We start from the raw sequence: 12000 nt of genomic DNA, 5'->3' as shown, positions 1-12000 counted from the left end.
TTTTAGGAATGGTTATTGATACAAACCAGTGTGGCTAGGACTCTTCCTCTTCTGTTTCTTGCGTATCTTCCATGCCTAGCTCTTTAATTTTACGCGTTAAGGTATTGCGTCCCCAGCCTAATAAAATAGAAGCATCTCTTCTACGACCAGCCGTATGCTTTAATGCGGTTTCAATCATAATGCGCTCAAAAATGGGTACGGCAGAATCCAGTACCGATTTTTTGCCTTGTGCTAATTGTTGATCAGCCCAGTTGCGCAGTGCTTGTTCCCAGTTGTTACTGGTAGTCGCTTTTTCTTCTTGGTTTAAAAGCTCAGGTGGTAAATCGTTAATGTGTACTTCACGGCCAGATGCCATGACAGTAATCCAGCGACACGTGTTTTCTAACTGACGTACGTTACCCTGCCAAGGAAGGGTGCATAAATATTCTTCGGTATCGCTTTTTAATACTTTTGCTTCTACACCTAATTCTTCTGCTGCACGATTTAAAAAATGGTGCAATAAACGCGGCACATCTTCACGGCGTTCAGCCAGTGCAGGCAAATGAATACGGATCACATTTAAGCGATGAAATAAATCTTCTCGGAATGTGCCCGCTTTTACTAACCCCTCAAGATCTTGGTGTGTGGCAGCAATAATACGTACATTTACTTTTACAGGTGTGCTACCGCCTACTCGATAAAACTCGCCGTCGGCTAGCACTCGTAATAAACGAGTTTGAGTGTCGGCTGGCATATCGCCAATTTCATCTAGAAAAAGTGTACCGCCATCAGCTTGTTCGAAACGCCCGCGACGTTGACCGCCCGCACCAGTGAATGAACCTTTTTCATGGCCAAATAATTCACTTTCGATTAAGTCTTTAGGGATCGCAGCCATGTTAAGTGCAACAAACGGATGCTCGCTGCGTGGGCTGTGTTTGTGCAGCGCATGGGCCACCAACTCTTTACCAGTACCTGACTCACCATTAATTAAAACGGTAATATTAGAATGGCTTAAGCGACCAATGGCGCGAAACACTTCTTGCATCGCCGGTGCTTCACCAATAATTTCGGTATGCTTATAAGGCTCGGTTGGCTCGGTATTACTAGATGAAGTTGTTTCGTGTTTATGGGCGATCGCACGTTTAATTAAACTAACGGCCTCATCCACATCAAATGGTTTTGGCAAATATTCAAACGCGCCTTTTTGATAAGACGTGACGGCACTGTCTAAATCACTGTGTGCGGTCATAATGATAACAGGGATATTAGGGTCAACTTGATGGATCTGATTCAATAACGTTAAGCCGTCGATACCCGGCATACGCACATCACTGATGATGGCATCCGGGATTTCACGATTTAATGCGTTGATAACTTTATCGCCATTTTCAAATGATTGGCTTTCAATATTGTCTTGCTCTAGGGCTTTTTCTAACACCCAACGGATAGAGCGATCGTCGTCAATAATCCAAACTTTATTCATGGCTTAGTCCCTACGTTTAAAATATATTTTTCTGTAATTGAGCCGCGTAATCATCTTTATTTAGTTCAAGCGGCAGATAGATAGAAAATTGTGTTTTGCCAGGTTCACTATCGCACTCGATAATGCCCTGATGTTGGTTGATGATGGACTGAGCAATAGACAACCCAAGCCCCGTTCCTTCTGCTCGTCCACTGACCATAGGGAAAAATAAACTTTCGCGAATATTGTCAGGTATGCCAGGGCCATTATCTTCAATGCTTAGATGCAGCACTAAACGATGCTTGGTATGACCAATGGTGAATTGGCGGATGGCACGAGTTTTTAATATAATTTCTGGGAAATTATGTTCGTTAGTTTGTGCCAGTAACGCTTGCATCGCGTTGCGCGTAATATTGAGCACCACTTGTATGAGTTGCTCTTTATCGGCTAAAAATTCAGGAATACTTGGATCATAATCACGACGTAATTTTAATTGCCCATTGGTTTCGACACTGATTAAACTATGGACCCGCTCTAACACTTCATGAATGTTCGTTTCGAGGCGTTCAAGCAGCTTATTGGGCCCAAGCATTTTATCCACAAGGTTTCTTAGGCGATCAACTTCTTCAATGATTATGTGGGTATATTCTTTTAGTTCTTCACTGCCGAGCATGCGTTCAAGTAATTGGGCGCTGCCGCGAATACCACCCAATGGGTTTTTAATTTCATGAGCCATACCTCGTACCAATGCTTGCGTCGTGGCTTGTGCCGTAATCAGCTCTTCTTCTCGGCTAATACGCAACAAGCGATCACGCGGGTGCATCTCAACCACAAGGCACATGCTTCTCTCGAATTCTACCGGGCTGACGCTGTAATCAAGCGTAATCACTTGTTGATTCATTAAGCGCACTTCGGCTTCGCGCTTGGTAAATGAGGTTTCTTGTACGAGTGAATTCTCAAGCGTTTGAACATCCTGATGGATGTCATAAAAAACCGACTCGGCCGTCATCCCTACACAACGTCGACCACTGACTTGTAATAAGGCTTCTGCTGCTGGGTTGAGGTATTGCACGGTTAACGCTTCATCTAGCACAAGAATTGAGCTATCTAAGTGGTTAATCAGTTGCTTATAAAAAATGAAATCGGCCATAACATACTTTTCCTAGATAATGGCCATGTAGCAAGAAGCAAGCCATATTTATCCTGCACTGTTATAGCCTGACAGCCCTGTAAGTACGTGAGCCTAAAGCTTATTAAAGGTGCGGATGCATCGATCTAGTATTACTTTTGCACGCATTTGGTGCAAGCAGTTCTAATTAGGTGCGAGGGCGATTTAAGATAGAAGGGCGCTGTACATGAATACGGCGTTTTGGGCTTGAAATAAGAAGTTTACCTTGGTCTTTAATGTGCACTTGAAGCAAGTGAGAGCCGCGGTTTAGGTTATCTAGTTGAAACTGTAACTGAGAGCCTGTTTTGACCGGCTGGCCGTCTAACAATAGTGTGACTTCATGCTTAGGTTGCAGCTCTGGCTGAATATGCACTTGAACAGTGGTCTTACCGGCATGCCCTGTCGTGATCATGTGATCTTCTTTGGGGCTAATTATTTCTAACAAACGGTAGCCTTTAAAGCCATTTTCTTCTTGTTCGGTGGTGGCTTCTTTTTTTTGCACCATTTTGGGCATCTTTACTTCTTGCAGCTCGGGAAGCTCTGCTTTACTGGCATGGGCTGGAGGCTCATCACCATATACACGAACACCTTGCTCATTTACCCAAGTATAAACCTGAGCAGATGCAATAAACGGGGTAAGTAAAAGCAGTAATAATAACGATTTCATAAAGGGCTCTCTATTATGGCTCTACTGTAACGGGTTTTGTTTTGACTTGCTGGGCTATTTTTTGAAATTGGGAGGGAGTTAGCAAGCTGGTAAGTCGAACGTAGGCCTTGCTTGGTTTAAGTTTGTAGCTGTTTGGCTGTTAACAATTTCGAAGCATAATACTGAGCAATAGATATCGTACATCAAGGGTGCAAATTGAGAGTTGTGTTCAACATGATGGTGTTTTTATAGGCATAAAAAAAGCAGCCCGTAGGCTGCTCAGACTGCTGACAAAGTCCTCGCCTTTTTAGGTGAGGATTTTTTATAATAGGGCCATGCTAAATGACCGCCCCCAAACACAGTCGCAACTTGAGTTCGTTTCCATTGACGAGCTTGTGCCTAATGACCATCTTCTGCGCAAGATTGAGCAGAAAGTGGATTTCAGTTTTATTCACGATTTAGTCAAAGACTTTTATAGCCCCAATAACGGCCGACCGGCGTTAGATCCCACTTTGATGTTCAAATTATTATTCATCGGCTATTTATTTGGCGTGCGCAGCGAGCGCCAATTAATCCGCGAGGTTCAGGTTAACGTGGCCTATCGGTGGTTTTTAGGTCTTGGGTTAACCGACAAGATTCCCGATGCCTCCACCTTAAGCCAAAACCGTATTCGACGGTTTAAAGAATCCGATGTCTATCAGCAGATTTTTGATGAAATCGTGCTGCAAGCCATGAAGAAGAAGCTGGTGGGCGGAACCACCCTTTATACCGACTCTACTCATTTGAAAGCCAACGCCAATAAAAACAAGCACATTAAAGTGCAAGCACAAGCTGAACGCCAAGCGTATATGGATGAGCTGGATAAAGCGGTTGAGCAAGACAGGCTAGATCACGGAAAAAAGCCCTTGGCGTCGCGGTCAGAGACGCCCAATAAATCGAGAGACATCAAACAAAGCACCACAGACAAAGACAGTGGCTACATGGTGCGTGATAACAAGCCAAAGGGGTTTTTCTATTTAGACCATCGCACAGTTGATGCACGCTGCAACATCATTACCGACGTACACGTCACAGCGGGTAATGTTCACGACAGTGTCCCGTATCTAGCAAGACTCGACAGACAGGTGCAACGTTTTGGATTTAATCTTCAGCATGTGGGTTTGGATGCTGGGTATTTTACCGCAGCGTTATGCAAAGGCATCGAAGATAGAAACCTTTATGGTGTCATGGGCTACAGACGACCCACGCATAAAAAAGGGTATTTCTACAAAAACCAATACGTTTACGATGAAACACAAGATCTCTACACCTGCCCACAAGGACAGAATGTTTTTTATCGCACCACCACTCGAGAAGGCTATCGCCAATATCATAGCGACGCAAACGCATGCCAACACTGCCCAGACTTAACGCGCTGTATCAACAGTCAAAATCACACAAAAGTGATCACGCGGCATGTTTGGGAAGGCAGCAAGGATAGAATCAACGAACACCGCTTAACAGACAAAGGCAAACTACTTTACGCAAGGCGAAAGGAAACGGTGGAAAGAAGTTTTGCAGATGCCAAACAATTACACGGCTATCGCTACGCGCAATTTCGAGGCAAACACAAAGTGCAAATGCAGTGCTTAATGACGGCCGCTGCGCAAAATATGAAAAAGATCGCATTAATGGCAGCGTAAAGCGCTTTGCATTAAAAATGCCTGTCAGAAAAGCCTTATCAGGCCAAACTAAAGCTCGATAAGTGTGGGTGGAATATTAAATTGAGATATATGAGGTGAGAATAAATTGAGCAAGGAGGCGCTTAAATTGCCCTGAAATGAATAAACCCCAGTGAAAACACTGGGGTTTATCAGCAGTCTGAGCAGCCCGTAGGCTGCTCCTTTTTGACTACCGATAATTCCGAAGAATGTTACTGAGTAGTACATATCGTACTCAACTGGGTAAATTGAGAGTTGTGTTCAACATGATGGTGTTTTTATAGGCATAAAAAAGCAGCCCGTAGGCTGCTCCTTTTTGACTACCGATAATTCCGAAGAATGTTACTGAGTAGTACATATTGTACTCAACTGGGTAAATCGAGAGTTGTGTTCAACATGATTATGTTCTTTATAGGCATAAAAAAAGCAGCCCGTAGGCTGCTCCTTTTTGACTACCGATAATTCCGAAGAATGTTACTGAGTAGTACATATCGTACTCAACTGGGTAAATTGAGAGTTGTGTTCAACATGATGGTGTTTTTATAGACATAAAAAAAGCAGCCCGTAGGGTGCTCCTTTTTGACTACCGATAATTCCGAAGAATGTTACTGAGTAGTACATATGGTACTCAACTGGGTAAATTGAGAGTTGTGTTCAACATGATGGTGTTTTTATCGGCATAAAAAAAGCAGCCCGTAGGCTGCTCCTTTTTGACTACCGATAATTCCGAAGAATTATACTGAGTAGTACATATCGTACTCAACTGGGTGAGTCGTGTGTTCAACACGATACACTTCTTCCATTTTAAGCTCGATGTAAGCATCGATCATGTCTTGAGTGAATACGCCGCCTTCAATTAGGTATGCGCAATCTTCTTTAAGACATGCTAGCGCTTCACGTAAGCTGCCTGCCACTTGTGGGATCTTAGCTGCTTCTTCAGCAGGTAGGTCATACAAGTCTTTGTCAGCTGCATCGCCAGGGTGAATCTTGTTTTTAACACCATCGATACCGGCCATTAACATTGCAGAGAATGCAAGGTATGGGTTAGCGATTGGGTCAGGGAAACGAGCTTCAACACGCTTGCCTTTGGGGCTTGCAACGTAAGGAATACGGATAGAAGCAGAACGGTTACGTGCAGAGTACGCAAGCATTACAGGTGCTTCGAAACCAGGGATCAAACGCTTGTAAGAGTTAGTACCTGGGTTAGTGAACGCGTTTAGTGATTTAGCGTGCTTGATGATACCGCCAATGTAGAAAAGAGCCGTTTCAGAAAGACCAGCATATTCATCACCAGCGAATTGGTTTTCGCCGTTCAACCAGTAAGACATATGAACGTGCATACCAGAACCGTTGTCGCCAACGATTGGCTTAGGCATGAACGTCGCAGTTTTGCCGTATGCGTGAGCAACGTTATGAACAACGTACTTAAGCATTTGCACTTCGTCAGCTTTTTTAACTAGAGTGTTAAATTTAACACCGATTTCGTTTTGGTTAGCCGTTGCCACTTCGTGGTGATGTACTTCAACGTCAAGACCCATAGCGATCATGGTGTTACACATAGCGGCACGCATGTCGTGAGAGCTGTCTACTGGTGGTACTGGGAAGTAACCGCCTTTAACGCGTGGACGGTGACCCATGTTGCCGCCATCGATAGTAGCAGATGAGTTCCAAGAACCTTCTTCAGAGTTAACTTTGTAGAAAGCACCAGAGATGTCAGCGCCGAATTTAACGTCATCAAAGATGAAGAATTCAGGTTCTGGACCGAAGAAAGCAGTATCACCTAGGCCAGTAGACTGTAGGAATGCTTCTGCGCGTTTTGCAACAGAACGTGGATCACGCTCGTAACCTTGCATAGTAGAAGGTTCGATGATGTCACAACGTAGAACAAGGGTTGCATCTTCAGTGAACGGATCAAGGAAAGAAGTGGTGTCATCTGGTAAAAGAATCATGTCTGATTCGTTGATGCCTTTCCAGCCTGCGATTGAAGAGCCATCGAACATTTGGCCAGTTTCAAAGAATTCTGCGTCAACGTAAGAAGCAGGGATGGTCACGTGCTGCTCTTTACCTTTGGTGTCAGTGAAGCGTAGGTCGACCCACTTCACGTCATTGTCTTTAATCAGCTTCAGAGTGTTCTCTGACATGTTGCTCTCCAATTGTAGAAGACGATTTGCGTCTGATGATTTTATGATTGCTCTTATCTAAGAAGCCTGCACATGGTGCACTGCCCAAACTCAGAGCAAAACACATGCCAGTCATTATTGGGGCGAATACAAAGGGCTTTCAAGGCGCTATGAATGTTTGCCCTAATTAATCCCGATTCAAAATAGTGCATTTATATAAATCAATGCTCTAAATTGGTGCTAAAACGACATTTACGTGTTTGTTCTAGTGATACCACCCCATAAGGCGTGCACATTATAGGTTCAACTGTGCAGTGATGATAGTTAGATTGTGCCTGCTGGTAGGACATTTTCAGGTAATTTTTCTTATTGGGTGTTTTTTGCACAAAAAAACGTTTTTTATCCGGGTTTTCATAGCCTGCATGGCATTAGATGGCTATAATCGCCGCCTAAATTTTGAGGCAGTCTCCTTGCAGCGTATTTTTAAGTTCTGTTTGTGAACCATAAAAATGCAGTGACATTAGATGCGAGGTTATAAGGTTTTTTAACCTTAAACGAAAATAGACATCACCAATTCGTAAGCATTGGTGCGAGGTTGTTACTTAACCTTCCGTTGAATGCGCAAGCCACTGCAGATTGCGCCATGCAGTTTTATTATTTGGGCATGTTAAAAGCAAGGCCTGACAGGACTATATATGATTGAAAACCTACGTAATATCGCCATCATCGCTCACGTTGACCATGGCAAAACCACACTTGTTGATAAGTTACTTGAGCAGTCTGGCACGCTAGATCGTAAAGAGCTAGGCGGCGAGCGTGTAATGGACTCCAACGACCAAGAGAAAGAACGTGGTATTACCATCTTGGCGAAAAACACGGCGATTAAATGGAACGATTACCGTTTCAATATCGTAGATACACCGGGACACGCCGACTTTGGTGGTGAAGTAGAACGTGTAATGTCGATGGTTGACTCTGTACTGCTGATCGTTGATGCAGTAGATGGCCCTATGCCTCAGACTCGTTTCGTAACACAAAAAGCATTCGCTCGTGGTTTACGTCCAATCGTAGTTATTAACAAAATTGACCGTCCAGGCGCGCGCCCTGATTGGGTAATGGACGAAGTATTCGACTTGTTTGATCGCCTAGACGCGACAGATGAGCAACTAGATTTCCCTGTCATCTACTGTTCAGCAATCAATGGTATTGCCGGTACAGAACATGCAAACATGGCTGAAGACATGACGCCATTGCTTCAAGCGATTGCTGATAACGTACCGGCACCTGACGTTGATCCTGATGGCGATTTCCAAATGCAAATCTCCTCACTGGATTACGATTCATTTAAAGGCGTAGTGGGCATTGGCCGTATCACTCGTGGTACGTTGAAAACCAACGCACAAGTGACCATCGTTGATTCTGAAGGTAAGACTCGTAACGGTAAAGTATCAGAAGTGAAAGGCTACCATGGTCTTCACCGTGTTGTGGTTGATCAAGCAACTGCAGGCGACATCGTATGTATTACGGGTATCGACAAATTGGGTATCTCTGACACCCTTTGTGTACCTGGTAACGTTGAAGCACTGCCACCGTTATCCGTTGATGAGCCAACGGTAAGCATGACATTCCAAGTGAACGACTCTCCGTTCGCTGGTAAAGAAGGTAAGTTCGTAACGAGCCGTAACATTGCGGAACGTCTAGAAAAAGAATTGATCCACAACGTGGCACTGCGTGTTGAGCAAGGCGAAAGCCCTGAGAAATTCAAAGTATCCGGTCGTGGTGAGCTTCACCTTTCTGTACTGATCGAAACTATGCGTCGTGAAGGTTTTGAAATGGCGGTTGGTCGTCCTGAAGTAGTTCAGCGCGAAATTGACGGTAAAATTCAAGAGCCGTACGAGCAAGTTGTAATCGATGTTGAAGAGCAGCACCAAGGTGCGGTTATGTCTGAGATGGGTGACCGTCGTGCTGACATGACAAACATGGTTCCAGACGGTAAAGGTCGCGTACGTTTAGAATTTATCATGCCTGCTCGTGGCTTGATCGGTTTCCGTGGTGACTTCATGACCATGACATCGGGTTCTGGTATTTTGACCAACGTATTTGATCACTACGGTGAAGTGAAAGCGGGCCCTGTTGCCGCGCGTCATAACGGCGTATTGGTATCTATGGTGACGGGTAAAGTATTGGGCTACGCTCTATTCACTTTGCAGGATCGTGGTCGTTTATTTGTGGTTCCTGCGCAAGAAGTTTACGAAGGTCAAATCGTTGGTTTGCATTCTCGTGATAACGACTTGGTTGTTAACCCAACTAAAGCCAAGCAGCTAACTAACGTGCGTGCATCTGGTACAGATGAAGCGATTAACTTGGTACCATCTGTTAAGCACACACTAGAGCAAGCACTAGAATTCATCGAAGATGATGAGCTAGTTGAAGTAACGCCAGAAAGCATTCGTCTTCGTAAGAAACACCTTACTGAGAACGATCGTAAGCGCGCGAACAGCTCTAAGAAAAACAAGTAATTTTATTAGGAATACACTGCATACGTTAAGTGTGCAGTCCTAAATAAATGACATAAAAAAAGCGATGAAGTGATTCATCGCTTTTTTTATGTCTGTTGGTTTTATGTCTGCGTTGTTATGAATAAGTATTGTTTGAGATACTGAATAGGTGCTTTCAAATATAGAACGGGCTGCTAACGCGTAAACTGTTCAGAAGTTTAAAGTACTGGCAGCAATAAAAAAGGCGATGATATGCATCATCGCCTTTTTTACTTTATGAAATGTAAACGATATTAACTGGTTGAAACCGGAAGCGCGCGTATAGGAAGGCGCAGTATTTCAGCGCCTTTGTATAGCTGACCTAATAGCTGTAATACTTTTTCTTGTATCGGGGCCACCAGTGCTTTGCGTTTGCCCAATGCGAGTGTGTCCATGTGCTTAGGGAGTTTGCTAATGTCTAGTAATACCCGCTTAAATAAGGCCGTGCTTTTGTCGGCGGTTTCAGCGTCTTGCAATTTAATTTCCGCTAATAAACCGCCTTCCATATTGAATAGGCTTTCAATGCCCAGCAATAAATCATGCATGTTATTAACGTCTTCGCTTGAGAATGGGCTGCGTAAATCATCCACTTGTTTTTGGTTCATCAATACCGCGAAGTGTTTTTCTAATAACGTTTCTTGGATGGTGTCTAAGGTGGCTTGATAGATCAGCATGAGATTAACGGTTTGCTGTTCTTCTTCTGTTTGACGCCACTGTTTTGCATAGTAACCATGGGCAGGTTCCCAACGGTCGGTTAATTTTTGTAAATTAAAAACAACTAATCCGCTGAGTAAACGTAAGTAATCGCGGCGACGATTGTGATTTTGGGGGCCATTGATTTCTATGTGCGTATGTTCATGAGCTTTTACGTCTATAGAATCCGGTTCATTTAGTTCATCTGAATCATGTTCTTTAATGATCGTATCAGCGGAGACGACTTCAATACTGTTTTCCTGAGGAATAAAATCTTTTGCGCTGCGCTTACCGTCCACACCAAAGAGTAAAAACTCCATAGGGTGAAACCCAATACTGGCAAAGCGCATATCAGAAAAGCCGTGCTGGGCACTGATGTCTTCTTTTTCGATTTTGAGTGTTAAATCATTAACGATGCCGCTTAGTGGGTATAGCGGTAAATAATCAATGTACCCAGGTTCGATTGGCCAGCTATCAATGCGTTCTTGGATTAGGGTATAAGTGTCGTTTGAATCATGAAATTGGGGTTTTTCAAAGCGGGGGACTTTTGTAAAGAAACTCACTTTTACATATTCACTGTATGCTTTTATCCAAGCCGCTTGCGCTTCTTCTAGTGTACCTGGGTTAGGTTGGTGTAAAAAGGAAGTGATGATGGCGTCCAGTGCTTGCGCTTGACTGAGAGCATCTGACATCTGGGTGTAAACATATAGGTTGGTTGCACTCAGCAGGGACTGGGCATTTATTTCAATTTCTTGGGGAGCACTCTCGACCGGTTTAGGCTGATCAAATAATTGATCACACCCAGTTAAGCTCACGAGGCATGTGAGCCATACGGTAAAGTGGAAAGGGTTCAATGTGAATGTTGACTTCAAGCGTCATCCCTTAAGCTGATAATGGGCCAGTTGTTTTGCTGTGCATAAGTACTCAAAGTCTCGTCAGCATCAACGGCAACAGGAAACGTCACTTGTTTGAGTAATGGCAGATCGTTATGCGAGTCACTATAAAAGTAGCTGCCCTCTAATGATAACGTGTTTTGCTCTAACCATGCTGCCAAGCGTTTCACTTTTCCTTCTTGAAAGCTAGGAATCCCAGAGATTTTCCCCGTATATTGGCCGTTTATGACTTCAGGGTTGGTGGCAATGATGTCATCAACGCCTAAGATCTTGGCAATGGGCTCGGTTACAAATAAATTGGTCGCGGTAATAATGAGCAAATAATCACCCGCTTCGTGGTGTTTACGTAAAAGGTCGCGAGACTTATGCGTAATAATAGGCAAGATCTTCTCTTGTACAAATTGTTCGCGTAGCTCAAATAAGCGTTCTGTTGGAAACAGAGTAAGAGCTTGCAAGGAAAACTCTAAGTATTCCAGGATATCGAGCTGCCCCAGTTGATATTGCTCTAGGTAGTAATCGTTTTTTTCCTTAAATAACTGAGCATCTACAAGGCCTTGCTCAACTAAAAATTGCCCCCAGCCGTGATCGCTATCGCCAGAAATTAAGGTGTTATCTAAGTCAAATATTGCCAGTGCCACGGTGTTCCCCAGCTAAGAAATTTGCAGGCATTTTAGCTTGTGAGCTCAACAGTGTCTTTAATATTGTGGAAACCGACCATAGAAAACTTGTTTATATTAAAAAGGAATAAAAAAACACTGGTTTCCAATGGCAATGTTTTAATAGTATGGTGGCAATATCAATT

General features: G+C 43.7%; 8 protein-coding genes. 2 read left to right on the top strand and 6 right to left on the bottom strand.

The features are described from left to right. Positions 1-34: 34 nt before the first annotated feature. The 3 genes from glnG to ACU6U9_RS05215 form a co-directional block, all read right to left on the bottom strand. Positions 35-1462: a nitrogen regulation protein NR(I) gene (gene glnG / locus ACU6U9_RS05225; protein WP_446734004.1), complete on the bottom strand. Its 1428-nt coding sequence runs from the start codon at positions 1460-1462 to the stop codon at positions 35-37. Positions 1463-1478: 16 nt separating this feature from the next. Then, positions 1479-2591 (bottom strand): nitrogen regulation protein NR(II), encoded by a 1113-nt coding sequence (glnL, locus tag ACU6U9_RS05220; RefSeq protein WP_446734003.1) that lies wholly within the window; start codon positions 2589-2591, stop codon positions 1479-1481. Positions 2592-2757: 166 nt separating this feature from the next. Further along, on the bottom strand, positions 2758-3276 hold the full coding sequence (locus ACU6U9_RS05215; RefSeq protein WP_446734002.1) for a DUF4124 domain-containing protein: 519 nt from the start codon (positions 3274-3276) through the stop codon (positions 2758-2760). 314 nt (positions 3277-3590) lie between these two features. Between ACU6U9_RS05215 and ACU6U9_RS05210 the strand changes: the two genes are divergently transcribed. Beyond that, a complete protein-coding gene (locus ACU6U9_RS05210) occupies positions 3591-4937 on the top strand; it encodes an IS1182 family transposase (protein ID WP_446734001.1) in 1347 nt (448 codons plus the stop codon). A gap of 752 nt (positions 4938-5689) precedes the next feature. Here the strand turns inward: ACU6U9_RS05210 and glnA are convergent. After that, positions 5690-7096, bottom strand: coding sequence for a glutamate--ammonia ligase (gene glnA / locus ACU6U9_RS05205; protein WP_446734000.1), 1407 nt, complete (start codon positions 7094-7096; stop codon positions 5690-5692). A gap of 674 nt (positions 7097-7770) precedes the next feature. Here glnA and typA point away from each other — a divergent pair. Further along, positions 7771-9594, top strand: a complete 1824-nt coding sequence (gene typA, locus ACU6U9_RS05200; RefSeq protein WP_446733999.1) for a translational GTPase TypA — start codon at positions 7771-7773, stop codon at positions 9592-9594. A gap of 272 nt (positions 9595-9866) precedes the next feature. Here the strand turns inward: typA and ACU6U9_RS05195 are convergent, their stop codons facing one another. Both ACU6U9_RS05195 and ACU6U9_RS05190 read right to left on the bottom strand, forming a co-directional pair. Beyond that, entirely contained in the window at positions 9867-11177 is a 1311-nt protein-coding gene (locus tag ACU6U9_RS05195; protein WP_446733998.1) for an imelysin family protein, read from the bottom strand. Beyond that, positions 11174-11836 carry a histidinol-phosphatase gene (locus tag ACU6U9_RS05190; RefSeq protein WP_446733997.1) on the bottom strand — a complete coding sequence of 221 codons (663 nt, stop codon included), beginning with the start codon at positions 11834-11836 and terminating at the stop codon, positions 11174-11176. Before ACU6U9_RS05190 ends, ACU6U9_RS05195 begins: the two co-directional genes overlap by 4 nt. Positions 11837-12000: the final 164 nt, after the last annotated feature.

Source organism: Pseudomonas sp. HK3 (assembly GCF_052920985.1).
The sequence above is the reverse complement of the archived record's forward strand: the minus strand, read 5'-3'. Positions and strand labels throughout refer to the sequence as shown.